General features: G+C 76.0%; 23 protein-coding genes. 6 read left to right on the top strand and 17 right to left on the bottom strand.

Annotated features, from left to right (window positions below; genetic code table 11):
- Positions 1-99: 99 nt before the first annotated feature.
- A complete protein-coding gene (locus tag CAE01nite_RS01440; RefSeq protein ID WP_146898853.1) occupies positions 100-1257 on the top strand; it encodes a MalY/PatB family protein in 1158 nt (385 codons plus the stop codon).
- 91 nt (positions 1258-1348) lie between these two features.
- Here the strand turns inward: CAE01nite_RS01440 and CAE01nite_RS01435 are convergent, their stop codons facing one another.
- Positions 1349-2890, bottom strand: coding sequence for an NAD(P)-binding domain-containing protein (locus tag CAE01nite_RS01435; protein ID WP_146898850.1), 1542 nt, complete (start codon positions 2888-2890; stop codon positions 1349-1351).
- A 110-nt stretch (positions 2891-3000) separates the two neighbouring features.
- Here CAE01nite_RS01435 and CAE01nite_RS01430 point away from each other — a divergent pair, with 110 nt between their 5' ends.
- Together CAE01nite_RS01430 and rox are read left to right on the top strand one after the other, a co-directional pair.
- The gene (locus CAE01nite_RS01430; RefSeq protein WP_246130934.1) at positions 3001-3366 is read left to right on the top strand and encodes an ArsR/SmtB family transcription factor; all 366 of its coding nucleotides are present in this window, start codon (positions 3001-3003) and stop codon (positions 3364-3366) included.
- A gap of 273 nt (positions 3367-3639) precedes the next feature.
- Positions 3640-5145, top strand: coding sequence for a rifampin monooxygenase (rox, locus tag CAE01nite_RS01425; RefSeq protein ID WP_146898847.1), 1506 nt, complete (start codon positions 3640-3642; stop codon positions 5143-5145).
- On the opposite strand, the gene CAE01nite_RS01420 is transcribed toward rox, so the two are convergent.
- Complete coding sequence (locus CAE01nite_RS01420; protein WP_146898837.1) at positions 5108-5656, bottom strand: NUDIX domain-containing protein; 549 nt, start codon at positions 5654-5656, stop codon at positions 5108-5110. The two genes, rox and CAE01nite_RS01420, sit on opposite strands and share 38 nt — an antisense overlap.
- A 37-nt stretch (positions 5657-5693) precedes the next feature.
- Entirely contained in the window at positions 5694-6374 is a 681-nt protein-coding gene (locus CAE01nite_RS01415) for an ArsR/SmtB family transcription factor (RefSeq protein WP_146898834.1), read from the bottom strand.
- Between the two features lie 60 nt (positions 6375-6434).
- On the opposite strand from CAE01nite_RS01415, the gene CAE01nite_RS01410 reads away from it, so the two are divergent.
- Positions 6435-7781: an MFS transporter gene (locus CAE01nite_RS01410; RefSeq protein WP_146898831.1), complete on the top strand. Its 1347-nt coding sequence runs from the start codon at positions 6435-6437 to the stop codon at positions 7779-7781.
- Positions 7782-8107: 326 nt separating this feature from the next.
- On the opposite strand, the gene CAE01nite_RS01405 is transcribed toward CAE01nite_RS01410, so the two are convergent.
- Positions 8108-8737, bottom strand: a complete 630-nt coding sequence (locus CAE01nite_RS01405; RefSeq protein ID WP_146898828.1) for a DinB family protein — start codon at positions 8735-8737, stop codon at positions 8108-8110.
- A 92-nt stretch (positions 8738-8829) separates the two neighbouring features.
- On the opposite strand from CAE01nite_RS01405, the gene CAE01nite_RS01400 reads away from it, so the two are divergent.
- The gene (locus tag CAE01nite_RS01400) at positions 8830-9432 is read left to right on the top strand and encodes a TetR/AcrR family transcriptional regulator (protein WP_146898825.1); all 603 of its coding nucleotides are present in this window, start codon (positions 8830-8832) and stop codon (positions 9430-9432) included.
- A 40-nt stretch (positions 9433-9472) separates the two neighbouring features.
- Here CAE01nite_RS01400 and CAE01nite_RS01395 read toward each other — a convergent pair whose 3' ends face one another.
- The 11 genes from CAE01nite_RS01395 to hisC all read right to left on the bottom strand — a co-directional run bounded on the left by CAE01nite_RS01395 (position 9473) and on the right by hisC (position 23109).
- Positions 9473-11407 carry an NHL domain-containing thioredoxin family protein gene (locus tag CAE01nite_RS01395; RefSeq protein ID WP_146898822.1) on the bottom strand — a complete coding sequence of 645 codons (1935 nt, stop codon included), beginning with the start codon at positions 11405-11407 and terminating at the stop codon, positions 9473-9475.
- 54 nt (positions 11408-11461) lie between these two features.
- Positions 11462-11740 carry a hypothetical protein gene (locus tag CAE01nite_RS01390; RefSeq protein ID WP_146898819.1) on the bottom strand — a complete coding sequence of 93 codons (279 nt, stop codon included), beginning with the start codon at positions 11738-11740 and terminating at the stop codon, positions 11462-11464.
- Positions 11741-11751: 11 nt separating this feature from the next.
- Positions 11752-11970, bottom strand: coding sequence for a hypothetical protein (locus CAE01nite_RS01385; protein ID WP_146898816.1), 219 nt, complete (start codon positions 11968-11970; stop codon positions 11752-11754).
- Positions 11971-12018: 48 nt separating this feature from the next.
- Positions 12019-13011, bottom strand: coding sequence for a chymotrypsin family serine protease (locus tag CAE01nite_RS01380; protein WP_146898813.1), 993 nt, complete (start codon positions 13009-13011; stop codon positions 12019-12021).
- 168 nt (positions 13012-13179) lie between these two features.
- Positions 13180-13416 carry a DUF6458 family protein gene (locus CAE01nite_RS01375; protein ID WP_146898811.1) on the bottom strand — a complete coding sequence of 79 codons (237 nt, stop codon included), beginning with the start codon at positions 13414-13416 and terminating at the stop codon, positions 13180-13182.
- Between the two features lie 164 nt (positions 13417-13580).
- Positions 13581-15611, bottom strand: a complete 2031-nt coding sequence (locus CAE01nite_RS01370) for a S9 family peptidase (protein WP_246130970.1) — start codon at positions 15609-15611, stop codon at positions 13581-13583.
- A gap of 163 nt (positions 15612-15774) precedes the next feature.
- Positions 15775-17895 carry a bifunctional copper resistance protein CopD/cytochrome c oxidase assembly protein gene (locus CAE01nite_RS01365; RefSeq protein WP_246130933.1) on the bottom strand — a complete coding sequence of 707 codons (2121 nt, stop codon included), beginning with the start codon at positions 17893-17895 and terminating at the stop codon, positions 15775-15777.
- Between the two features lie 151 nt (positions 17896-18046).
- Positions 18047-19558: a dihydrolipoamide acetyltransferase family protein gene (locus CAE01nite_RS01360; RefSeq protein ID WP_146898806.1), complete on the bottom strand. Its 1512-nt coding sequence runs from the start codon at positions 19556-19558 to the stop codon at positions 18047-18049.
- Positions 19559-19623: 65 nt separating this feature from the next.
- Complete coding sequence (locus tag CAE01nite_RS01355; protein WP_146899817.1) at positions 19624-20604, bottom strand: alpha-ketoacid dehydrogenase subunit beta; 981 nt, start codon at positions 20602-20604, stop codon at positions 19624-19626.
- 89 nt (positions 20605-20693) lie between these two features.
- Positions 20694-21866 (bottom strand): pyruvate dehydrogenase (acetyl-transferring) E1 component subunit alpha, encoded by a 1173-nt coding sequence (gene pdhA, locus CAE01nite_RS01350; protein ID WP_146898803.1) that lies wholly within the window; start codon positions 21864-21866, stop codon positions 20694-20696.
- 151 nt (positions 21867-22017) lie between these two features.
- Positions 22018-23109 carry a histidinol-phosphate transaminase gene (hisC, locus tag CAE01nite_RS01345; RefSeq protein ID WP_146898800.1) on the bottom strand — a complete coding sequence of 364 codons (1092 nt, stop codon included), beginning with the start codon at positions 23107-23109 and terminating at the stop codon, positions 22018-22020.
- 73 nt (positions 23110-23182) lie between these two features.
- On the opposite strand from hisC, the gene CAE01nite_RS01340 reads away from it, so the two are divergent.
- A complete protein-coding gene (locus tag CAE01nite_RS01340; RefSeq protein WP_146898797.1) occupies positions 23183-23572 on the top strand; it encodes a phage holin family protein in 390 nt (129 codons plus the stop codon).
- Between the two features lie 4 nt (positions 23573-23576).
- Here CAE01nite_RS01340 and CAE01nite_RS01335 read toward each other — a convergent pair whose 3' ends face one another.
- Both CAE01nite_RS01335 and CAE01nite_RS01330 read right to left on the bottom strand, forming a co-directional pair.
- Positions 23577-25127 carry a hypothetical protein gene (locus CAE01nite_RS01335; RefSeq protein WP_146898795.1) on the bottom strand — a complete coding sequence of 517 codons (1551 nt, stop codon included), beginning with the start codon at positions 25125-25127 and terminating at the stop codon, positions 23577-23579.
- On the bottom strand, positions 25124-25546 hold the full coding sequence (locus tag CAE01nite_RS01330) for a hypothetical protein (protein ID WP_146898792.1): 423 nt from the start codon (positions 25544-25546) through the stop codon (positions 25124-25126). Before CAE01nite_RS01330 ends, CAE01nite_RS01335 begins: the two co-directional genes overlap by 4 nt.
- Positions 25547-25597: the final 51 nt, after the last annotated feature.

Below are 25597 nucleotides of genomic sequence, written 5' to 3'. Positions count from 1 at the left end.
GCCCGCGTGCCCGCCGCTCGCGGCACGATGGGCCGGCAGACCGACCGGCGACCGGGCCACCGGCACGCCGGCGCACCACCCGCAGAGGCAGGAGCAGACATGACCGACACCTCCGCGTTCGACGACGTCCAGGTGGAGGCGCTGCGCCGCACCGGCGGCCTCAAGTGGTCCCTCTACCCGGACAAGCTGGGCGCGTTCGTGGCGGAGATGGACTTCGGGACCGCCCCGCCGGTCGTCGAGGCGCTGCACGCGGCGGTGGACACCGGAGCCTTCGGCTACCTCACCCCGACGATGGCCGCGACGATGTCGCACGCCTACGCCCGGTGGGCGCAGGACCGGTACGGCTGGCCCGTGGCGCCGGACGACGTCCGTCCCGTGGCCGACGTCGTCCAGGCGCTCCAGATCGCGATCGAGCACTTCTCCCGCCCGGGCAGCGCGGTGATCGTGCCGGTCCCGTCCTACATGCCGTTCCTCACCGTCCCCCTCGCCCAGGGTCGGGAGATCATCCGGGTGCCGATGGTGCCGTCCGGCGACCGGCTGGGCTACGACCTCGACGCGCTGGACGCCGCCTTCCGGGCGGGCGGTGACCTGCTGGTCCTGTGCAACCCGCACAACCCGATCGGTCGCGTGCTGGAGCGGGCGGAGATGGTGGCGGTCGCCGAGGTGGTCGACCGGCACGGCGGGCGGGTGTTCTCCGACGAGATCCACGCGCCGCTGGTCTTCCCGGGGCACCGGCACGTGCCGTACGCGTCGATCGGCGAGGTCACGGCCGGGCACACCCTCACCGCGACGTCGGCGTCCAAGGCCTGGAACCTGCCGGGGACGAAGTGCGCCCAGGTCGTCCTGTCGAGCGACCCCGACCGGGCCCGCTGGTCGCAGATCGCGATGATGGCCGAGCACGGGGCGGCGAACCTGGGCGTCGTGGCGAACGCGGCGGCGTACTCCGCGGGCGCGCCGTGGCTCGCGCAGGTGCTGGGCTACCTGGACGGCAACCGTCGGGCGCTGACGGACCTCGTCGCCGAGCACCTGCCCGGCGTCGGTTACCGCCCGCCGGAGGGGACGTACCTCGCGTGGCTGGACTGCCGCGACGTCGGGCTCGCGGATCCCGCGGCCTTCTTCCTCGAGCACGCCGGCGTGGCGCTGGTCGACGGCGCCCTGAGCGGCGCCCCGGGGTTCGTCCGGTACAACTTCGCGACGCCGCGGCACCTGGTGGTCCGGGCGATGGAGCAGATGGGGGCGGCGCTGGCCCGGGGGTGAGCCGGGGCGGGCGCAGGGTCGGGGTGCGCCGGGGTCGGGTGGGCAGGTCCGGGTGCGCGCGATCAGGTGCGCGAGGTCACGGTGCGCTCCGTCAGGGTGCGCAGCAGCCGGCCCGGTCGTCGGCAGGTCCCGGCGTCCGCGCCGCGACGTCGAGGACCAGCTCGGCGACCCGGCCCCCTCCCGGCAGGCCGCTCGCGAACCCGCGCGCGGGCACGCCCACGGGCAGCAGCCGGTGCGCACCCACCGGCACCGCGGGGGTGTCGACGCCGGACGGGGCACCGCAGCACCCGCCGGACGCGGCCGTGTCCCTCCCGCTCGCGTCGACCGAGCAGACGCCGGTCTGCGGCAGGACGAGCCGGACGTCGTCGGCGGCGGCCAGGTCCCCGGCGAGGGCGGCCACGACGCTGCGCACCTGCTCGTTGCCGGTGGTGAGGAGGAACGTCGGCGCGCGGCCGTAGGACTTCATGCCGACGACGTAGAACCCCGGCTCGGGGTGCGCGAGGTCGCGGTGGCCGTGCGGTGGCACCGTCCCGCAGCTGTGGAAGGCCGGGTCGATCAGCGGCCCGAGGGTGCGCGGGGCCTCCAGCCCGGGGTCGAGGTCCAGGCGCAGCTCGGCGAGCACGGTCAGGTCCGGGCGGAAGCCCGTCGCGGCCACGACCTGGTGGACGCCGGCGAGCCGCACCGGTCCGGCGTCCGTGGTCCCCACCACGGTGACGGTGTCGCCCTGGCGGACGAGCTCCGTGGTCGCGAACCCGGTCACCAGCTCGACCACGCCGGACCCCACGAGCCCGCGCAGGTCCGTCCCGAGCCGGCCGCGCGCGGGCAGCTCGTCGCCGGCACCGCCGCCGTAGACGCGCCCCGGGTCCGCCGCCCGGATCGCCCAGAGGATGCGGGTCCCCGCCGCCTCCTCCGCCAGGCGGCCCAGGGCCAGCAGCGTGGACGCCGCGGAGTGGCCCGCGCCGACGACCAGCGTCGTCCGACCGGCGAAGCGCGCACGGTCCGTGCCCAGGACGTCCGGCAGCGGGCCGGTCAGCAGGTCGGCGACGTCGGCCTCACCGGTCGCCGGCAGCCCCGAGGCGCCGAGCGGGTTCGGGTGGTCCCAGGTGCCCGAGGCGTCGACGACCGCCCGTGCCCGCACCTCGCGGACGACGCCGGCGCCGTCCTGCACGCGCAGCACGAACGGACGCCGCTCACGGCCGACGCTGCGACTCTTGTCCATGCCGTCGCGGGCGACCGCGACCACCCGGTGGCCCAGGAGCACGCGGTCCCCCAGGAGCCCGGCGAGCGGCTCGAGGTAGTGCCGGACGATCTCGGCACCGGTGGGCGGCACGGGCGTGCTCGGCACCGACCAGCCCGTCGGGGCCAGGAGCACCGCAGCGGTGGGGTCGACGACGTACCGCCACGGCGTGAACGTGCGCACGTGCGCCCACTGCCGGACCGCCGCACCCACGGCCGTGCCCGCCTCCAGGACGACGAACGGCAGCCCACGGTCGGCGAGGTGCGCCGCCGCGGCGAGCCCGATCGGTCCGGCGCCGATCACGGCGACGGGCAGGGGCGCCGGCGTGCCGGCACCGGCGACGGCCGCGGGTGCGGTCGCGACGGTCGACGCGGTCGAGGTGGTGCTGCGGGCCATGGCCGTCCTCCCGGGGGATGAGCGTGACGTCGGGTAGTATCGATGTCTGTCGATGCTCGACCCTGGACCCGGCATCGACGATTGTCAATGTCTGGTCCCGAGGAGGTCCCGTGACCGTCGTCCGCGAGCTTCCGGTGCTGGCCATGCCGGCCGTCGAGCCGTGCTGCGCCCCGCTGCAGGACGTCCCGCTCGGGTCGGCCGACGCCGCCGAGCTCGCGCGCCGGTTCGCGGCCCTGGCGGATCCCGTCCGGCTGCGGCTGCTGAGCCTGCTGGCGACCTCCAAGGACGGCGCCGTGTGCGCGTGCGACCTCGTCGAGCCGGTCGGCAGGAGCCAGCCGACGGTCAGCCACCACCTGAAGATCCTGCGCGAGGCGGGACTGGTGACGAGCGAGCGGCGCGGCACCAACGTCTGGTACGCCGTCGTGCCGTCGGCGCTGGAGTCGCTCCGCCTGGCCCTGGGGTCCCCGCAGGTCTGAGGCGGGGTCGCGACCACGGCCGTCGCGGCCGGGTGCCTCCCGCCGCTCTCAACCTATAGCGCACCCCGGGCCTTGCGGCAACGCCGGGTCGGCGCGGGACAGTACTCCGGCGAGGCGCCGACCGGGGACCTCGGCGCCCCCGGAACGGGCGACGCACGTCGACGTCGTCGCCCGCCCGGGGCCGGTCCGCGCCCCGAGGGCGGCCCTCCGGTCCTCGTCCGCGCCCGGTGCGCGCGGCGAGCGACGTCGTCCGGCGGAAGGGAAGGGGCACTCATGATCGACGTGGTCGTCGCCGGTGGTGGACCGACGGGCCTGATGCTGGCGGCCGAGCTGCGGCTGCACGGCGTGCACGTGGTCGTCCTGGAGAGGGACGCGGAGCGGACCAGGCGCCCCGGCGCGCTCGGGCTGCACGCGCGCAGCGTCGAGGTCCTGGACCAGCGCGGGCTGCTGGAGCGCTTCCTCCCGCTCGGGACCCGGTACCCGGTCGGTGGCTTCGCCGGCATCGTCAAGCCGCCACCCACCGGGCTCGACACCGCGCACGCGTACGTCCTGGGCATCCCGCAGGACGTCACCGAGCGTCTGCTGGGCGACCGCGCCGCCGAGCTCGGCACGGAGGTCCGGTGGGGGAGCCGCCTGGCCGGGCTGACGCAGGACGACGACGGCGTGACCGCCGAGCTCGACGACGGGACGACCGTGCGTGCCCGCTACCTCGTCGGGTGCGACGGCGGCCGCAGCACGGTGCGCGCGCTGCTCGGCGTGGACTTCCCGGGTGAGCCGGCGTCCGCCGAGTGGCTGCTCGGCGAGGTCGAGCTGACCGCACCGCCGCAGACCGTGACCGCCGTGGTCACCGAGGTCCGCCGGACCCAGCTCGGGTTCGGCGCCGGCCCGCTCGGCGACGGGCTGTACCGGGTGGTCGTCCCTGCCGACGGCGTGACCGGCGACCGGTCGGTCCCACCGACCGTCGACGAGCTGCGCGAGCGGCTGCGGGCGGTGGCCGGCACCGACCTGGGCGCGCACTCACCGCGCTGGCTCTCCCGGTTCGGTGACGCGACCCGCCTGGCCGAGCGCTATCGCGTGGGTCGCGTCCTGCTGGCCGGTGACGCCGCCCACGTGCACCCGCCCCTCGGCGGTCAGGGCCTGAACCTGGGCCTGCAGGACGCGTTCAACCTCGGCTGGAAGCTCGCCGCCGCGGTCGACGGCTGGGCCCCGGAGGGGCTGCTGGACACCTACGGCACCGAGCGGCGACCGGTCGCCGCCGCCGTGCTGGACAGCACCCGCGCGCAGTCGGAGCTGCTGTCGCTCGAGCCCGGCGCGCAGGCGGTGCGACGGCTGCTCTCCGAGCTGATGGACCTGCCCGAGGTGCACCGGTACCTGACCGCCAGGGTCGCCGCGATCGATGTGCGGTACGACGTCGGCGCGGGGCACCCGCTGCTCGGCCGGCGGCTCCGGGACGTCCCGCTCACCGGTGGGCCGCTCTACGGGCTGATGCACCGCGGCCGCGGGCTGCTGCTCGACCGGACCGGACGGCTGTCCGTCGCGGGCTGGGAGGGCCGGGTCGACCACGTCGTCGACGGCAGCGAGGAGCTCGACGTGCCCGCGGTGCTGCTGCGCCCGGACGGGCACGTGGTCTGGGTCGGTGACGACCAGGAGGGCCTGGGCACCGGGCTCGCCGCGTGGTTCGGGGTGCCCGGCCGTCGTGGTCACCCCAGCGCGCGTCCGGGGCCGGTGGGGGCGGCGGTCGTCAGGCCACCCGCCCCAGCGCGATCGCGGCGTACATGAGGGCGGCCACCGTCTCGCCGTCCGTGATGGTGCCGTCGCGCACCATGTCGATCGCCCGCGCCCACGGCACCGTGCGCACCGCGGTGATGCCCTCCTCGGCCTGGTGCCGGCCGCTCCCGGCGGCGGGCCGCAGCCCGCGGGCGACGAACACGTGCTCCGGCGCGTGGCAGACCCCGTTGAGCGCGAACATCGACCCGACCTGCTGCCACTGCCGCGCCTCGAGCCCGGTCTCCTCCCGCAGCTCGCGCCGCGCAGCGGCGAGCAGGTCCTCGCCGTCCGACCCGCCCGCGGGGACCTCGAGCGACGCAGCCCCGGTCGTGTACCGGAAGACCTCGACGAGCACGACCTCGTCGTCGTCGGTGACCGGGACGACGAAGACCGCGGCGTGGCGCACCTCCATGACGCCGTAGATGCCGCGGCTGCCGTCGGGGCGGTCGACGTCGTCCTCCCGCACGCGGATCCAGCGGTTCTCGTAGACGACGGTCGACTCGTGCGTGCGCCACAGGCTCATCGGGTCAGCCTCCCAGAGGTGCCTCGCCCCGCCCCGCTCACCGGTCGTCGTCGCGCTCCGCCCACAGCGGGAAGACGTCGACGTAGACGCGCACCCGCTCCGGGCCCGGTTCCGCGCCGCCGCTCGGTGCGTCGTCGCCTGCGGCGTCGGGCGGGACCCGGTCCCCGTGCCCGCCCGCCTCGCGCCCGCGGCCGAGCTCGGCGAAGCGCTCGAGGACGGCCAGCACCTCGGTGTGCAGGTCGCGCGCCTCCTCGGGGGTCAGGCGCAGCGTGCTCTGGCTGTGCAGCGCCGCCTCCATCCACTCCGGCGGCGCCTGCTGCGCGACCGCCATCCAGCGGTCGAGCGCCTCGCTGCGGCTCTGCGCGACGGAGCTGAGCACCGCCTGCGCCGCCGGTCCGAGCGCCGGGTCGCCGGAGAGCTGGGACGCGTGGACCTGGAACGACCGGGACCGCCACCACCGCTCCCGGCCCGTGCCCCGACCCGGGTCGTCCTCCACCAGGCCGTGCCGGGCCAGCTGGCGCAGGTGGTAGCTGGTCTGCCCGGTGCTCTCCCCCAGGTGCCGTGCGAGCTGCGTGGCCGTGGCCGGTCCGTGGTCGTTGAGGTACCGGATCATCTGCAGCCGCAGCGGGTGCGCGTACGCCTTGAGACCCGACGCGTCCAGCTGAGGGGGCCCGGCCGACGCAGGTTCCGACCCGCTATTGCCAACAGACATCTGCATACCTATCTTTGCAAAGGAGGTTCTGCATAGGTTCCGCTGCCTACAGTACTGGAGCGCGTCATGGTCGATCACCCGGTCCTCGTCGCGTCGTCGCGCCGACCCTTCCACCACCTGCTGGGCCTCACGGGGCTGTCCAACCTGGCGGACGGCGTCCTCCAGGTCGGCGTCCCGCTGCTGGCCGTGACGATGACCCGCTCGCCCGCCCTCGTGTCGCTCCTCAGCGCCGCCGCCACGCTGCCCTGGCTGCTGCTCGCGATGCACGCGGGTGTGCTGGTCGACCGGCATGACCGCGTCCGCATCCTCGGCGTCGCGACGGCCGCACGGACGCTCGTGCTGGCCGCCGGGGTCGGCACGGCCGTGGCCGGCGTGCTCACCGTCCCGGTCGTGCTCGCGCTGCTGCTGGTGCTCGGCGTGGCCGAGGTCTTCGCCGACTCCGCCGCCGCCGCGCTGGTCCCCGCCGTGGTCCCGCGCGACCAGCTCGCCGCGGCCAACGGCCGGCTCCTGGGGGTCCAGCAGGTCGCCAACGCGTTCCTCGGTGCCCCGCTGGCCGGGGTGCTCGTGGGCGTGGGCAGCGCCGCCGTGCTCGGGCTCCCCGCCGCGCTGCTCGGGATCGCCACGCTCCTGGCCCTGCGTGGGCTGCGCGGCGTCACGGCCGGCGCCGTCCCACGCCGGCGCCCGCCGACGTCGATGCGCACCGAGCTCGCGGAGGGTGTCGCCTTCCTGTGGCGGCACCGGGTGCTGCGTCCCCTCGTGCTCACCGGCACGGTCCTGAACTTCGCCAGTGCCGGCTACTTCGCCGTCTTCGTGCTGTGGGTCGTCGGGCCGGGGTCGGCGGTGGGGCTCGACGCGGCGCTGTACGGCCCGCTCGCCGCCGCCCTCGCGGTCGGCGCGCTGGTCGGGGCCGCCGTCGCGGACCGGCTGCGGCGGTGGGTCGGCGAGCTGCGCCTCATCACGTCGGTGTGGCTGCTGGGCACCGTCCTGCTGGTGGTCCCGGTGGTGGTGCCGCACGTGGCCGCGATCGCGGTGACGTTCGCCCTCGTGGGCGGCACGACCATGGTCGGCAACGTCGTCGGCCAGACCATGCGCCAGCGCCTGGTCCCGGACGGGCTGCGCGGGCGGGTGGCGGGGGTGTCCCGGACGCTGTCCTTCGGCTCGATCCCGGTGGGCGCCGCGCTCGGCGGCGTGGTCGGGGAGGCGCTCGGGCTGCCGGCGGTGTTCCTCGGGGCGGTCGGGCTCTCGCTCGTCCTCGTCGTCTGGTTGGCGCGGACCGTCCCGGGTCGGGCGGTGGACGACGAGGCCGGCACGCGGCCGGAGGGTTCGGCGGACGCCCGGGACGCGACGGCGGACACCGCAGCCGGCCCCGCAGCCGATGCCGCGGCCGACCCGGCGCTCGCCCCGGCCGGGTGAACGCCGGGCGGGTGGCGTGTCGCTGCCGGGGAGCGCACGCCGCCCGGACCTACCCTGACGCGGCGCAGGCCCCTCGGAGTAGGCGTCCGAGGGGCCTCGCGTCACCGCACCCGCCGTCGACGCTTGGCCCGTCCGACCGGTCTGCCCGTCCGCAGGAGCCAGGTGCTCCGCGGACCTCAGGTGGCTCGGCGCCGCGGCCCCATCTCGATCGGGCGCCGACCTCGTGCCGGTCCCCCGGTCCCGCTCGTGCACAGGCTTGTCCACAGCATGTGTACGTCCACCCGGGGTGGGCGCACAGGTCTGTGGACAGCGGGTGTGCACGCGGCTCAGGCCCGGACGTCGTGCAGGTGGTGGACGACGTCGTGCAGGTAGTAACGCACCAGCGTCCGCACCGTGAAGACCGAGCCGTTCGACCGGCGCCCCGGACACCCGAGCTGGTCGGGCGTGACGTGGTCGAGGGCGTGCGCCAGGTCAGCGGCGGCGCTCCCCAGCTCGTCGGCGACCACCGCGGGGTCCTGCTCGCGGTACCGCTCCGCGACGGCGGTCGCGTCCTGGTCCCAGTTCTCGAACAGCGGGTCGTCGAGGTCGACCATGGCGCGCAGGCGTCCGAGGAACACCCGGTTCACGTCGCGCACGTGCGCCGCGTACTCCAGCGGGGACCACACGCCGGGCGCCGGCCGGTCCCGGGCTCCGGGCCGCGCCAGCGCCTCGCGCCACCGCGGGGTCAGCGAGCGCACGACCCCGGGGACGTCCCGCGGGTCGACGTCGGCCGCCACGAAGCCGCACTCGGGGCAGGGGCGCTCGAGCACCCAGGTCCAGTCCTTGGTGTCCGGCTCGACATCCGCGGGGTCGGCGGGGACGGCGCCGGCGACGTCCCGGGAACCGGTCGGCCCGTCCCCCGCGGGACCGGCGTCGGTCGGGTCAGCGGGTGCGGGCAGCGGTGCGTCGTCGGCCATGGCGGCAGGCTAGCGAGGCCGCCGGCGGGCGGGTGTGCGGGTTCACCCCGCCCAGGCCCGCGTGATCTGACACATCGTGTGAGACTGTCACCATGCCCAAGATCATCGGCGGGTCCCTGCACGAGCACCGTGAGCAGACACGCCAGCGCCTGTTCGCCGCGCTGTCGACGCTGATGGCCGAGAAGGGCTTCGACGCGATCAGCCTGGCGGACATCGCCGCCCATGCGGGCATGGGCCGGACCGCCGTCTACAACCACTTCCCCGACAAGGAGTCCCTGCTGCTCGGGTTCATCTCGCACGAGACCGAGCAGTACGTGGCGACGCTCGAGCAGGCGCTGCGGGGCGTGGAGGACCCGGTGGAGCAGCTGCGGACCTACGTGCGCCAGCAGACCCAGCTCACCCGGGTGTTCCACCTCGCGCCTGGCCCGGACCTGCGCACCGTCCTGTCGCGCGGGACGCAGCACCGGCTGCGCGAGCACGTCGCCGGCGTCGAGGGGATCCTGCGGCGCATCCTCCTGGCGGGCATCGACGCCGGCGTCCTCCCGCCGCAGGACATCGACACGACGGTGCCGCTGGTCCACGCGTGCCTGTCCGGCCGCGGCGTGCCCGACGGCGCGGACCGCGAGCGCGCGGTCCACGCCACCGAGACGTTCGTGCTGCGCGCCGTCGGCGCGCCCGCGCCCGCGCTGGTCTGACGGGCCGGGCCGGGCCGACCCGCCCGGCCCGCTCCCGTGGTCAGCCGAGCAGCGGCAGCGTCAGCGACGCCGCGGCGCCGGGGACCACCCGGACCGGGACACCCCAGTCCTGCGCGTTCAGGTGGCAGGCCGGGTACTCGATCGCCGGGTCCGCGTCGCAGCTGGCGGCGTGCGCCGTCACGTGGAGCACGCCCTCGGTCACCTCGGGGTTGATCCGCAGCTGCCGGACCAGGTCCACGCCGTCCCCGGTGCCGTCCAGCAGCAGCTCGGGCGGGGTCGAGGAGACCTGGAGCCGGGTGGAGGGACCGTAGCGGTCGTCGTACTTCTGCCCGGCCGCGGGCGTGAAGACGACGTCGAGCGCGAACGTGCCCGGGGCGACGTCGGTCACCGGCCGCTGGGTGCGGTGCGCCCCGGCGTCCAGGATCTCCCCTGCGACGTCCTTGGGCAGGCGCAGGCGCGTGAGCCGGTGCGCGGCGGACTCGACCACCAGCAGCTCGATGCCGTCCGGCGACGGCAGGACGACGAGGCCGCTGGGCTCGGCCAGGTCCCGCGCGAGCGTGGTGACCTGTCCGCCGTCGGCGCCGGGCGCGTAGCGGCGCACCGCCCCGTTGTAGGTGTCGGCGACGGCGATCGACCCGTCGGGCAGGACCGCGACGCCCAGCGGGTGCTGCAGCAGCGCCTGGTCGGCGGCGCCGTCGCGCAGGCCGAAGTCGAACAGCCCGGCACCCACGGCGGTCCCCGCCGCGCTGCGCTCGTCGCCGGCGCGGGAGACGGTGACGGCCAGGTAGTCGTCACCGACGGCGTCGTCGGCGGGCGCGAGGTCCAGGTACCGCAGCGCGGACACCTCGGAGTCGGCCAGCCACAGCCGGCCGTCGGGACCGGCGGCGAGCCCGGACGTCTGCGCGAACCACGCCTGGCCCAGCGGGCCGTCCTGCAGGCCCTCGTTCATCGTCCCGGCGAGCTGCTCGACCCGGCCCTCCCGCGGCTCGTACGCCCAGATCGTGTGGTTGCCGGCCATCGCCACGGCCACCGCCTGCGCCTGCGGCCACCAGGTGACGTCCCACGGCGAGGACAGCTTGGTCCCGCGCGGTCCCTCACCGGGTGAGTTGTCGGCGGCCCCGACCATGTACTGCTCCCCGGTGCCGGCCAGCGTCACGACGGACCCGTCCACCAGCCGCACGCCGCGCAGCGCGTGGTTCACGGTGTCGGCGACCACGACGTCGTAGCCGACCTGCGCCGCGACGTCGTCCGGCAGGAGCGCCAGGCCGTTGGGCTCGCTGAAGCGCGCCTCGTCGGGGCCGCCGTCGACCAGGCCGCGCTCACCGGAGCCGATGCGGCGGAGCAGGGTCTCGCCGTCCGCGTCGACCTCGGCGAGGGAGTGGTGGCCGGCGTCGGCGACCAGGAACGTCCCGCCCGGCAGGGCGAGCGCCTTGGCCGGGAAGCGCAGGGTGCCCGACGTCGGGGCGGGCGGCACGTACGGGCCGTCGCCCCGGTGCAGGGTGCCCTTGGCGTCGTGCTCGGTGACGAGCCCCTCGACGAGGATCTCCAGGTTGCGGGCATGCCCCTCGCCGGCCATCTGGGCGACGATGTAGCCCTCGGGGTCGATGACGACGAGCGTGGGCCACGCGCGGGCGGTGTACGCCGACCACGTGACGAGCTCGGGGTCGTCAAGGACCGGGTGGTGCACCTCGTAGCGCTCGACAGCGGCCGCCAGGGCGACCGGGTCCGCCTCGTGCACGAACTTCGGCGAGTGCACGCCGATGATCACGAGCTCGTCGCGGTGCCGCTCCTCGAGCTCGCGCAGCTCGTCCAGGACGTGCAGGCAGTTGATGCAGCAGAAGGTCCAGAAGTCCAGGACGACGACCTTGCCCCGCAGGTCGGCCAGGGTGATGGACCGGCCCCCGGTGTTGAGCCAGCCGCGGCCGACGAGCTCGGAGGCGCGGACGCGGGGCAGCTGCGCGGTCTTCTGTGTCACAGCGGTAGTGAACACGAGGGGGGCGCCGGGTATGCCGGGCCGTCCGCCGTGCGGTCAGGACGAGCCGCCGCCGCGTGCCCGGCGGCTCGCGGGGAGGCCGTAGCGCAGCAGTCCCACCAGGGTGCCCAGCACGAATCCCACGGTGGCGCCGGACAGCACCCGACCGGCGTCGCTGAACGCCTCGATCATCACGTTCCCGACGACGAGCAGCACCACGCCCCCGGCGAGCACGGTGCGGCCGGCGCGGCCGCCCAGCCAGAACGCGAGCCGCGCGACGAGCGCCGCGGACGCGGCGGCGATCAGCAGGGCGGCGACGACGACCGGGTCACCCATCGGTGGGCGGGTCAGCCGCCGGCGCGGATGGTGCCGCTGACGCGCACGTCGACGGGGACGCCCTCGACCTGACCGGGCACGCCGGTGCGGTCCGACTCCCGCTCCAGGTTGACCCGGACGTGGTACCCGTCAGCGCCTCGGGCGATCCCGACGCCCGAGACGCCGGAGCGTCCGGCCAGGTCGCTGCGGAGCCGTGCCTTCGCGGCGCGTGCTCGGTCCAGGTCAGCCATGTGCGCACCTCGCGTCGGTCGCCCGACGCGAGGTCCGCACCGGACACCTCAGCCCGCCAGCTCGGCTCCCAGGGCGTCCAGGACGGCGCCGATCGGGTTGAGGTAGGTCAATCCGTTGCCATTGTCGCCCCCCGCCTCGCTCCCGGCAAAGAGCAACCCGATCGCCACACCGTCGGTGCGGTACACGAGGGACCCGCTGTCACCCCCGCGGGAGAACGGCCGGGGGCCGTTGCTCTGCACCTCGACCTGGTTGTCGAAGCGCAGCTCGCCCATCTCGTCGCCGTACCCGACGACGACGTCGTCGAGCTCGATCGCCGTCACGTGCCCCTGGGTCAGCCCGGTCGTGCGCCCGATCTTGGCGACCTGCTCGGTCCCGTCGACCTCCGCGGTCTCGGTGACGAGGCCGACCGGGTAGGCGAGGTCGACGTCGGTGTCGTCGAGGCGGGCGATCGCCGCGTCGACGAGGTGGTCCTCGCCCGCCTGGAGCGGCACGAACCCGGCGAGGGTCCCGACCCGGTCCTGCGGGTCCTGCCCGCCGTCGGCCGGTCCGGGCTGCAGCACGGGGTCACCGGCCTTCGCGGACGGCGAGCCGACCAGCACGTGGAAGTTCGACAGCGCGTGCAGCACGCCGTCCACCCGGACGAAGGCGCCGAGCGTGCCGGCGCTGACGTCGACGTGGGCGATCGAGACGCCCGGGCGCAGCGGGCGGACGCGGTCGGTCTCCCCCAGGGCCTGGGCGGTGACGACCGGCGGCCGAGGCCCGGTCCCCTGCCGCGGGACGACGCTGATCCGACCCGTGCGGCGCACGTCCGCGACCGGGCCGACCTGCTCGGCCACCTTGCGGGCCACCATCCGGGCCGTCGGCACACCGAGGCGGTAGCGGACCGCCAGCCCGTACCCGCCGTCCGGCAGCGGCCGCAGCCCCAGACCCACCGCCGGGACCTGCGGACCGACGCTGCGCGCGTCGATCCGCTCCGCCAGCAGCTCCTCCACGTACCCCGCGATCTGGCGCTTGGTCTCGCGCGCCTCGTTCCTGTCCATATGGCCCCCCTGCCACCGTTCCGTGCCCGTGGTGCGAGTGTGCAGGACGCCACCCACACGGATCGGGCGTTCGGCGACGCACGTGGCGGGCAGGCGTCGCGGGACGGACGGCCGACCGGGCCAGCGCCCGGGGGGCACGCGGGCGGACGGTCCGGAAGGCAGGCGGCGTCAGTACGCGGGCGGCGGCGCCGGGGGCCGGCGGTCGTCGTGCCGCTCGATGACCTCGCGGTGGGTGGTGTTGGTGCGCTGGGCGTTGAGGACCAGCGAGATGATCAGCGCGAGCACCCCGGCGGCCATGCAGATGTAGCCGATCATCGCCAGGTCGATCGCGTCCACGCTGTCGCTGACGGCGAACGCCAGGATGGCGCCCACCACGATGAGGAAGATCCCTCCGCCGATACCCATGGCTCGCGTCCCTTCATCGGGGCCCGGTCCCCACCGGGCCTACGGGGAGCAGTCTGTCGGGCCGGTCGACCCGCCGCCCGCCGACGTGCGCCGGACCGGCGCAGGACGACCCGGACGGGTGAGCGTCCGGGTCGCCCGCGCAGGTCGGGCGGACCGGTCGGGCGTCAGCCCAGGACCTCCGGCAGCGTCCGCTCCTCCCCGAGCACGTGCTGGGCCAGGTAGGCCGACACCACCTCGTACCAGACGATCGCGTGCTGCGGCGTGAGCACCCAGTGGTTCTCGTCGGGGAAGTACAGGAACCGGTGCGGGGTGCGGCCCTCGTCGTCGGCCGGCAGCCCGGAGCGGCTGAGCAGCTCGTACCAGAGCCGCAGACCCTCGCCGATCGGGACGCGGTAGTCCTTGTCGCCGTGGATCACGAGCATGGGCGTGACGATCTGCTCCACGAACCGGTGCGGGGAGCTCTCCAGCGCCATGGCCTCGGTCATCTCGCGCGCCCAGTAGTACCCGGCGTCCGTCGTCGGGCCGAACTGGTCCAGCGCCCACAGGCTCGCGTGCGTGACGATCGCCCGGAAGCGGTCGGTGTGCCCGGCCACCCAGTTGGCCATGTACCCGCCGAACGACCCTCCCATCGCCGCGGTCCGGGTCTGGTCGATGTCCGGGCGGGCGCAGACGGCGTCGGTGATCGCCAGCAGGTCGGTGTAGGGCGCGCCGCCCCAGGCGCCCCAACCGCGCTGGACGAAGTCCTGCCCGTACCCGGTCGACAGAGCGGGGTCCGGCAGCAGCACCGCGTACCCCTGCGCGACCAGCAGCCACGGGTTCCAGCGCCACGACCACGCGTTCCACGACCCGAGCGGCCCGCCGTGGATCCACAGCAGCAGCGGCGCGGGCTCGCTCTCGCCGGCGCCCTCCGGGACGGCGAGCCAGGCGCGCACCCGCGAGCCGTCCTCGGCGGTGGTCTCCACCTCGGTCAGCAGCCCGGGCAGCTCCGGCAGCGGTGCGGGCGCCGGCAGGGCGACCGCCTCGACCGCACCGGCGGCCGCGGCGGCGAGGTCGATCCGCACCGGGTGGGCCGGCTCGAGGTAGGAGGTCCGCAGCGCGTACGCGGCGGAGCCGTCCGGGGCGACCTGCAGGTCGGTGAACGCCGCGTCGTCGCTGGTCACGCGCGCGACGTCGCCGGTCGCGACGTCGATGCGGAACACCGGCGACCGGCCGTCGTCGTCGGCGACCACCAGGACCGCCGAGGAGTCCGGCAGCCACTGGGCGCCGTGCGGCCAGCGGTCCCAGTCGGCGGCGAGCTCGCGCCAGTCGCCGCCGCCCAGCGGCACCAGCGCCAGGGTGACCCGCGGGGCGGCCTGCGGCGTGCTGATCGTCTCGCGGACGAAGGCGACCCAGGCGCCGTCCGGCGAGATCACGGGGGACGAGGCGTCGGCGTGCGGGTCGTCGACCAGGGTGCGGCGCTCACCGGACGCCACGTCGACGGCGACCAGCACGGTGCGCAGCGCGCCCCGGGCGGCCGGGCGGTTCCAGGCGGTGACCAGCGTGGCGCCGTCGGGCGAGAGGGACGACGAGGTCTCGCGCAGCGCGGACCCGGGCGCGGGGGTCAGGTCGCGCAGGTCCAGGCGAGGCTCGGCCTGCCCGGCGACGGGGGCGACGAGCTCGCCGGTGACGGGCGCGGTGAGCAGGTGCGGCTCGGCGGGGCCCAGGTCGTGGTCCCAGTACCGCACCGGGTAGCCGCTGTGCAGGATCGCGGCGACCTTCTTGTCCTTGCGGGCGGTGCGCAGGGCGTCGTCGTGCGCGGTGTCCCGCGCGGTGGGCAGGACGTCGGAGGTCACGACGACGACGTCGGCGTCCCGGGCGGTGACCGGCGCGCTCACACCGCCGGGGCGGGCGGCGACCACGCGGGCCTCCGCGCCGTCGGCCGGCAGCTGCCACAGGGCGGACGGTGCCTGGTCGTCGCCCTCGGCGCCGTCCGGGTCCGGGCGGGCCGAGGTGAACAGCAGGTCACCGGCCGCGGTGAACGCCGCGCCGGACTCGCCCTTGCGGGAGCGGGTCAGCCGGCGCGCCGCACGCTGACCCGCCGGGTCCACCTCCCACAGCGCGGACACGTAGCGGACGCGCTTGTCGTCCAGCGTCGACACCGACGTGACGAGTCGCGTGCCGTCGGGGGACAGCGTGAGGCCGCTCGTGCGGGGCAGCGCGACGTACTGCTCGAGGTCGTGGAACGGGGTGGCGGGGTCACCGGCCGGCGCAGCGCTCGGCGTCGTCGCCCCGCCGGTGGGTGAGGCGTCGGGCGCGGTCGGGGTCTCGGACGTGGTGGAGGTGTCGGAGGTCACGCCTGAGTCCTACCACGCGCCGCTGTCAGTCCCGGGCCGCGTCTCCACCGGGGGACCGCGCTGCGTCGCCGGCGGTCGCGCGTCCCGCCGGGTCCTTCGCCAGCCGGGCGAGCATCGCGTTGTACTCGTCCATCTCCACGTCCCCGTCGCGGTCGACCCGGCGGTCGCGCCGCCGGGCGACGCGCTCGTCGTCGCGCGACCAGGACAGCGCGACGATGATCGCCAGCGCGATGGTCGGTGCCTCCCCGATGCCCCAGGCGATCGCCCCGCCGCGCTGCTGGTCCTCGAGCGCGGACGGGCCCCAGTCGCGTCCCAGCACGCCGAACCAGTCCGGGACGAGCAGCACCTCGCCGCTCATCAGCGTGACGCCGAAGAACGCGTGGAACGCCATGGTGCCCAGCAGCAGGAGCAGCCGCTGCGGGTACGCCGGCCGGTGCGGGGCGGGGTCGACGCCGATCAGCGCGTTGACGAACAGGTACCCGGCGACGGTGAAGTGCACGACCATCGCCAGGTGCCCGACGTAGTGGCGCAGGGACAGCTCGAACAGGCCGGTGTAGTAGAACGCGAGCATCGAGACGACGAAGTTCGCGGCCGCGACCAGCGGCAGCGACAGGAACTGCGCGACGCGGCTGTTGACCAGGGTGAGCACCCACTCGCGGGGCCCGCGGGAGTCGTCGCGGCGCCCGGGCAGCGCCCGCAGGGCGAGCGTCACGGGCGCCGCGAGCGCGAGGAAGATCGGCGCGACCATCGCCAGCACCATGTGCTGGACCATGTGCACGCTGAACAGCACGTGGCCGTACGTCGCCAGGCCGCCCGACGTCGCCCACGCGATCAGCACCATGCCGGCCACCCACGAGGCGGTGCGCGCCCACGGCCACGCGTCGCCGCGACGGCGCAGCCGCAGCACCCAGCGCACGTAGACGACCACGGCGGCCAGGCACCCGGCGGCGAGCAGGATGTCCCAGCGCCACTGCGTCCACCAGGCGGTCCCGACCGGCTCCGGCGGCAGCGGGTGCCCCGTGACGATCTCGGCCGGGGTGGGGTCGGTGACGGGGTCGTCCGGTACCGGCGGGGCGGTGGACGCCAGCGCGACGGCGACCCCCGACACCAGGCCCATGAGCACCAGCTCGAGCGCCACCAGCCGCCACAGGAGCCCGGTCGCGCCGGGTGCGCGGTCGCCGTCCGGCCCGGTCAGCCGGGGGATCACCGAGCGCCGGTAGGACCACCCGGCGGCGCCGAGCATCACCAGGAGCACCACCTTGGCGACGAGCAGGGCGCCGTAGACGGAGCCCAGGCCGTCCCAGCTGCCGACCCGCAGGGCGGCGTTGACGACCCCGGACAGCGCGACGGCGGCGAAGCACCAGGCCGCGACCGGGGAGTAGCGCGCGACGGCGGGGCCGACGTCGGCGCCGAGCCGGCGGTTGAGCACGGCGAGGGCGGCGAGCCCACCGACCCACACCGCGGCGCCGACCAGGTGCAGGAAGAGCGAGGACACCGCGAGCTCGTGGTTGGACGCGCCCGACGCGTGCCCGGTCTGGGACTGCAGCACGAGGGCGACCAGCGCGAGCAGCGCGGCCCAGGCGGCGCCGGTCGGCGTGGCGACGAGCAGCGCGAGCGCGCTGGTCAGGGCCGCGACGATCGTGATGCCGAGGAGGGTCCGCCCCAGGGAGACCTGCCCGACGAACAGCGCGAGCTCGGAGCCGAAGGTCGGCCCGCCGAGCGGGCGCCCGGCGATGCGGGCGTAGCTCAGCACGAGCTGCACGACGCTCAGGGCGGTCCAGGCCGCGGCGGCCGCACCGGCGAGCGTGAGCACCGCGGGGTACGCACGGCCGTCGACGACGGCGCCCGACGTGGCCCGGCGGGCCGCCCGGCGGGCCTCGGCCGAGGCGGGGGCGTCGACCGGCTCCCGGCCGAGGTCGGCCCGTCGGGGCAGGATCCCCACGGCGAGGACGAGGGACCCGAGGGTGAGCGCGGCGGCCAGCTCGACGAGCGTCTCGGTGACCGGCAGCCCCCACCGGACCAGGGCGCCGGGGTCGCCGAGGACCGGGCGACCGGCCGCACCGGAGACGAGCAGGCCGACGACGACCGCCGCGACGCCCGCGACCGCGAGCAGGCCGAGCCGGGGCAGGTTCCAGCGCGTCAGCACACCGTCCAGGGTAGGCCGGTGCCGGCTCCGCCGAGGCCGCCGCGGGCTCGGCGGCGGGGTGGTGTGCAGCACGTCCGCGGCGCCGCCGGCGGAGGTCCGGGCCGGTCGGCCCGCGCCGGTCCGCGCGCCGTCGGCGCCCGGTCGCCCGCGCTCAGCCCCAGACCAGGCCCTGCGCCGGGTTCGCCAGCACCGCGGCGACGTCGGCCAGCACGCGCGAGCCGAGCCCGCCGTCGACGAGGCGGTGGTCGAAGGACAGCGCGAGCTGGGTCACCCAGCGCTTCTTGATCTTGCCCTTGTGCACCCACGGCTGCTCCCGGATCGCCCCGAGCGCGAGGATCGCGGCCTCGCCCGGGTTGAGGATCGGGGTACCGGTGTCGATGCCGAAGACGCCGACGTTCGTGATGGTGATCGTGCCGCCCGACATGTCCGCGGGGGTGGTCCGGCCGGCGCGCGCGGTGCCGGTGAGCTCCGCGATCGACTCCGCGAGCTCCTTGAGCCCGAGCCGGTGCGCGTCCTTGATGTTCGGCACGACGAGTCCGCGCGGGGTGGCGGCCGCGATCCCGAGGTTGACGTAGTGCTTGTAGACGATCTCCTGCGCCGCGTCGTCCCAGCTCGCGTTGATCTCCGGGTGCCGCCGGACCGCGAGCATGAGCGCCTTCGCCGCGATCAGCAGCGGGGTGACGCGCACGTCGGCGAACTCGCGGTCCTCGCGCAGCCGGGTCACCAGGTGCATCGTCTTGGTGACGTCGACCGTGTGGAAGACGGTCACGTGCGGGGCGGTGAAGGCGCTGGCGACCATCGCCTCGGCGGTCCGCTTGCGGACGGACTTCACCGGGACGCGCGTCTCGCGGCCGTCGGGCGAGACGGCGCCGGACGCGAGCCACGGCGAGTCGTCGCCGGGGTAGGTGGCGAGCGTGCGGGGCTCGGTCTCGGCCCCGTGGGCCAGCACGTCCTCGCGGGTGACGATCCCGCCGGGGCCGGTCGCGCTGACGCTGTCCAGGTCCACGCCGAGGTCCCGCGCGAGCTTGCGGACCGGGGGCTTGGCCAGGGCGTGCCGGGCCGGGCGTCCGGCGTCCGGGGCCGACGGCGGCGTCGCCGGGGCCTGCGGCGCGGCGACGGGGGCCGGCGCCGGGGCGGACGCGGGCGCGGCGGCGGGGCCCGCGGCAGGTGCCTCGGCCGACGACGAGGCCGGGGCGGCGCCCGCGGACCGGCGGGTCCGGCGCGCCGCGTGACCGCCGACGCCGTACCCGACGAGCACCGCACCGCCCGCGTCGCCGTCGCCCGCCGGGGCCGGCGACGTCGTGCCGGTCGTCGTCGTGCCGGTCGTCGTCGTGCCGGTCGTCGTGCCCGTGGGCGTGCCGGACCCGGCCGCTGCCGTCGCGGCAGGCGCGGCGGGCGCCGGGGCGGGCGTCCCGGTCGGGTCGACGTCGATGACGATGATCGGGGTGCCGACCTCCACGGTCGTGCCCGGCTGGGCGAGCAGCTCGGTGACCACGCCGGTGAACGGGCTGGGCAGCTCGACCAGGGACTTGGCCGTCTCGATCTCCACGATCGTCTGGTTGACGGTGACGGCGTCGCCGACCGCGACGTGCCAGGCGACGATCTCGGCCTCGGTCAGGCCCTCGCCGGCGTCGGGGAGGCGGAACTGCTCGAAGGTCGGCACGGGTGCTCCAGTCAGGGGGAGGTCGAGGGGGCGCGGTGGCCGCGCGGCGTCGGGACGCCGGGCCGTCAGAACGACATGGCGCGGTCGACGGCGTCGAGCACCCGGTCCACCCCGGGCAGGTAGTCGTGCTCGATCTTGTTGACCGGGTACGGCGTGTGGAACCCGCCGACCCGCAGCACCGGCGCCTGCAGGTGGAAGAAGCACTCCTCGGTGACCCGGGCCGCGATCTCCCCGCCGGTGCCGTAGAAGACCGGCGCCTCGTGCACGACCACGCAGCGCCCCGTCCGGCGCACGGACGCCACCAGCGTCTCGGCGTCCAGCGGGGAGACGCTGCGCAGGTCGACGACCTCGACGCTGACGCCGTCGGCCGCTGCGGCCTCGGCCGCCCGCAGCGCGGTGGCGACCGACGCGCCGTACGCGGCGACGGTCACGTCGGTCCCGGCCCGCGCGACGCGGGCCCGGTCCATCGACGCGACGTCGTCCGCGGTGGCCGTGATCCCCAGGTCGACGTCGCCCTTGTCCCAGTACCGGCCCTTGGGCTCGAAGAAGAGCACCGGGTCGGGCGAGGCGACGGCCTGCTGGATCATGACGAACGCGTCGGCGGGCGTGGCCGGGGTGATGACCCGCAGGCCCGGGGTGTGCGCGAACAGCACCTCGGGGGACTCGCTGTGGTGCTCGATCGCGCCGATGCCACCGCCGTAGGGGACGCGGATGACGACGGGCAGGGTCAGGCGGCCGCGCGACCGGTAGTGGATCTTGGCCAGCTGCGTCGTGATCTGGTCGAACGCCGGGAAGATGAAGCCGTCGAACTGGATCTCGCAGACCGGGCGGTAGCCGCGCATCGCGAGCCCGATCGCCGTGCCGACGATGCCCGACTCCGCGAGCGGGGTGTCCACGACCCGGTCGGAGCCGAAGTCCTTCTGCAGCCCGTCGGTGACCCGGAACACCCCGCCGAGGGCACCGATGTCCTCGCCCATCAGCAGGACCTTCGGGTCGGTCTCCAGCGCGCGGCGCAGGCCGGCGTTGATCGCCCGGGACAGCGTCAGCCGCTGGACGCCCGTGGCGGGGGGCGTGGCGAGGGGCGGGGCGGCGGGACGGCCGGCCGGCTGTGCGACCTGCTGCTCGGTGTGCTGGCTCACAGGGCCACCTCTCCGACGGTCGGGCGCTCGTCGGCGCGGTCCAGGGCCTGGGCCTGCTCGGTCGGCTCGAAGGAGGCCTCGTACTCGGCGAACCACGCGCGCTCGGCATCCAGGGTCGCGTGCGGCGTCGCGTACACGTGGTCGAACATCGTGGTGGCGGACGGCGCGCCCATCGCGCGGACCGTCGTCCGGACCCGCCGGCCGAGCTCGGCGGACTCGGCGTCGAGCGCGGCCACGAAGTCGTCGCCCAGCTCGCCGATCGAGGTCAGGTACGCGCGCAGCCGGTCGATCGGGTCGCGCTGGCGCCAGTACTCGTCCTCGGCGGACGTGCGGTAGCGCGTCGGGTCGTCCGAGGTGGTGTGCGCGCCCATCCGGTAGGTGAACGCCTCGACCAGCGTGGGGCCGCCCCCGGACCGGGCCCGCTCGAGCGCCTCGGACATGACCGCGTAGGACGCGAGCACGTCGTTGCCGTCGACCCGGACCCCCGGGACGCCGAAGCCGTCGCCGCGGCGGGCCAGCGGGACGCGGGACTGGCGCGACGTCGGCTCGGAGATCGCCCACTGGTTGTTCTGGCAGAACAGCACCAGCGGGGCGTTGGCGACGGCGGCGAAGACGAGCGCCTCGCTGACGTCGCCCTGCGAGGTCGCGCCGTCACCGAAGTAGGTCACCACGGCGGTGTCCCGCGCCGGGTCCCCGGTGCCGACCAGCCCGTCGCGCTGGACGCCCATCGCGTACCCGGTGGCGTGCAGCGTGTGCGAGCCGATGACCAGCGTGTACAGGTGGAAGCGCAGCGCGTCGGAGTCCCAGCCGCCGTGGTCGACGCCGCGGAAGAGCTTGAGGATGTCGGGCAGGTCGACGCCGCGGGTGTGGGCGACGCCGTGCTCGCGGTAGGACGGGAAGACGTAGTCCTGCGGGGCCAGCGCGCGTCCGGAGCCGATCTGCGCGGCCTCCTGCCCCAGGCTCTGCGCCCACAGGCCGAGCTCGCCCTGGCGCTGCAGGGACGTCGCCTCGTTGTCGAACGCGCGGACGAGCACCATGTCGCGGTACATCCCGCGCAGGTCCCCGGCGTCCAGGTGCGCGATCCGCGGGGAGTACTCGGGGTGCTCGCGCAGCTCGCCGGCCGGGGTGAGCAGCTGGACGAGGTCGACGTCCGGGGCGGGTGTGCTCACGCGGGTCTCCTTCGCTGGGACGAGCGCGGGCTCGCGGTGGCGAGCGCGGTCCCGCGGCGCGGGTCGGTAACCTACGAAAGCGTAGGCTACGCAACCGTAGGTTAGGCCGTGAGCGCGTACAGAACGTCCCGGGACGTCGTTGTAGACATCCTCAGACCCGGGTGTGCCGCCACTCCGCGGTGACGCCCAGCAGCAGGTCCGTGGCCTCCGGCTCCCCCACGCTGACCCGGACGCCGTCGCCGGGGAACGGCCGCACGAGCACCCCCGCCGCGGCGGCGTCGGCGGCGAAGTCGGCCGCACGCGGGCCCAGCGGGAGCCACACGAAGTTCGCCTCGCTGTCCGGGACCGTCCAGCCCTGGGCGCGCAGCCCTGTGAGCAGCCGGGTGCGCTCCTCGACGATGGCGTCCACCCGCTCGAGCAGCTCGCGCTCGGCGGCCAGGGACGCGACGGCGGCGCGCTGGGCGACGTGCGACACCCCGAACGGCGTCGCGACCGCGCGGATGCCGGCGGCGAGCCGGGGACGCGCGACGGCGTACCCCACCCGCAGACCGGCGAGCCCGTACGCCTTGGAGAACGTGCGCAGCAGGACGACGTTGCGACGGTCGCGCAGGACCGCGAGGCCGTCCGGCACGCGGGGGTCACGGACGAACTCGACGTAGGCCTCGTCCAGGACGACCAGCACGTCGGACGGGACCGCGTCGAGGAACGCCTCGAGCTCGTCGGACCGCACCGCGGGGCCGGTCGGGTTGTTCGGGGTGCACACCAGGACGGCGCGGGTCCGCCGGGTCACGGCCTTCGCCATGGCGGGCAGGTCCAGGCGGCTGTCCTGGCCGAGGGGCACCGGCACCGCGGTGGCGCCCGCGACGGCCACCGCGATCGGGTAGGCCTCGAAGGACCGCCACGGGATGACGACCTCGTCCCCGGCGCCGCAGACCGCCGACAGCACGTGCCCCAGCACCGCGACCGACCCGGTGCCGGCGACCACGCCGGCGGGGTCGAGGTCGAGCCGGGCCGCGAGCGCCTCGGTGAGCTCGGTGGCGTACATGTCGGGGTAGCGGTTGAGGTCCGCGGCCGCGTCGTCGATCACCGCGAGCACCGACGGCAGCGGCGGGAACGGGTTCTCGTTGGAGGACAGCTTGTACGCCGCCGCGCCGACCGGGACGCGTGCCCCGGGGACGTAGGCCGGCAGGTCGGCGACGGCCGGACGGAGGGGCACGCGGGGCGGTGTCACGCGGCCCAGCATGCCATCGGCGCCGGGGTGGGAGACCGTCGGGACGGTGGGCCGACGGGTGCCGGTCCGGTGCGATCATCGCGCCATGGGGTTCGTGCAGCGTGTCGTCGTCAACGGGATCGCGATCTGGCTCGCCACCGTGCTGCTGGCCGGCATCACGGTCGTCGGCGGCGCCACCACGCTGGAGCGGCTGGGCGTCCTGGCGGTGGTCGCGCTCGTATTCGGCCTGGTCAACGCCGTGGTCAAGCCGGTGGTGAAGCTCGTGGCGTTCCCCCTCTACATCCTCACGCTGGGCCTGTTCACCCTCGTGGTGAACGCGCTCATGCTCATGCTCACCGCCTGGGTCACCGAGCTCACGACCTGGGGCCTGCGCGTGGACGGCTTCGGCAACGCGGTCGTCGGGGCGCTGATCATCTCGGTGGTCGGCGTCGTGCTGGGGCTGGTCGTCCGGCGCCCGGACCGCCACCGGGACTGACCCGTCATCGGCCCGGGTCCGGCATGGGCAGCCGGGCCGGCACCTGGCCCGGCTGCTGGGCCGGCTGGTGGCCCGGCTGCGGGGCGGGCCCCAGGCCGGGGGCCGGGTGCAGCGACGACCCGGGTGGTCGCGGCGGCATGCGCTCGCCGGTGAACTCCCGGTGGTGGGCGACGGTGCCCGGCCCGCCGAGCACCTGCGCGGCGGCGCGCTCCCAGCCGCGCACCGACGGACCGCCGACGTCGTGCACCGCGGCGGCGGTACGGACGTAGGCCTCGACCTCGTGCGCCCCGCCCGGCGACCGCGCTGCCCACCGGTCCACGGGTGCGGGCGACGCCGCGAGGTCGCGCACCGCCGTCGTGCGGTGCGGCTGGTCGGGGTTGCGCCACCCGTCCAGCGCCGGGACCAGGTCCTGCCGGTGCTCCAGGTGCAGGGCCGGGGTACCGGCCGGGACGGTGTGCGTCGCCACCGGCGACCCGGCGGTGAGCACCGCCGCGACCGGGTGCCGTGCGGTGAACGCGGCACTGCCGGCGAGCGCCGCGGCCACCATCCCGCCCTGGCTGTGCCCGGCGAGCAGGACCGGCTCGTGCGGGCGGGCCCCGGCCTGGTCCAGCGCCCGTGCCACGAGCTCGGTGCCGTCGTCCGCGGCGGACGCCATGAGCCGGACGTTGGTCAGCATGTCCATCGGGTTGCCGGACGTGCCCCACGACGTGGCCTGCTGCGTCCCGGGGATCGTCACGACCCAGCTGCGGGTCCCGTCCCGGTGGTCGAGCCGGTCGACGCCGACCGTGCCCGCCGCACCGCCGCCGCGGGGGTACAGCGCCCCGACGCCGGCGAGCACGTCGGCCGCGTCCCGCGGGGGCGTCACGGTGCCCGACGCACCCAGGCGTGCGGTGACCCGCAGCGGGCGCCGCCGCAGGGCGGGCACCGCCACGCCACCGAGCTCGGTCCCACCGGCGGCCATCCGGGAGGCCCGGACCGCGGGCACCCCGGTCGGTGGCGGCAGGCCGGGTGCCAGGCCGCCGGCCACCCCGGCGAGGAGCTGCACGCCGTGCTCCGCACCGTCGACCGTGAGCCGCGGCACCGCGGGTCGGACCCCGGCCGCCCGCAGCGCCGCCAGGGCGAGCACCGCGCGCGGCAGCAGGACACCGGCGGCCACGAGCGAGCGGGTCAGCGCCGCGACGGGGTGGCTCCCGGCCTGGTGACCCACCGAGGCGAGCAGCACGCGCATCAGGTCGCCCGCCGACGCCTCCGCCTCCTCGTAGGCCGACGCGGCCCGGCGCAGGGCCGACACCAGGGACCGGAGCGCGTCGGCGAGGGCCCCCGGGGAGGCCGGGCCGCGCAGCAGCGGCTCCGTCTGCGCCCGGGCGGCGTGCGCCGTCCGGGGAGACACGACCGTGGACGCCGGGCCCTGGGAGCCCGCCGCCCAGGCCACGGACGACGCGGCGTCGTCCAGCAGGTCCGCGCCGGCCGACAGCGCCATGGCGCCTCGCCTCAGGTCCTCGACCACCGCCCGGGTCCCGCCCGGCCCGCCGCGCACCACGATGTCCCCGCTCACGGGTCACCGACCCTCGGGCCGCCGCGGGGCTGCCCCGCGCCGAGCCCCTGGCCACCGCCGCCGGACGGCGTGCTCCACGGGGACGGTGACCAGCGGTCCGCGAGCGTCGGGGGCGCGGCGAGCGTGAGCGCCCCCAGCAGCCGGACCGCCCGGGCGTGCTCCTCCGCGGCTCGGACGGCGTCCGAGAGGCACGCGCGGGCCGTGCGCGTCCGGGCGGCGACGTCCTCGAGCTGGTCCCGGTACCGCGCCGCCGGGCCGCCGACCCACTCCACGTCGGCCGCCTCCCCGATCCGGCGCAGCGCCGCGGCGACGGCCTCCCCCGCACCGTCGAGGGCACGCGCGGCCGCCTCCTCACGCCACGACTCCCGCAGCATGGAGCCGTGGGCCGGGGCGAGGAGGGATCCGGGCTCCACGGTCATGTGCCGGGACGCTAGGCAGGGACGCCGGCCGGACCGGACCCGTGCACCGCG

Origin of the sequence: Cellulomonas aerilata, from assembly GCF_007991755.1 — a bacterium.
Lineage (GTDB): Bacteria > Actinomycetota > Actinomycetes > Actinomycetales > Cellulomonadaceae > Pengzhenrongella > Pengzhenrongella aerilata.
This window is presented reverse-complemented; position numbering and strand designations above follow the sequence as displayed.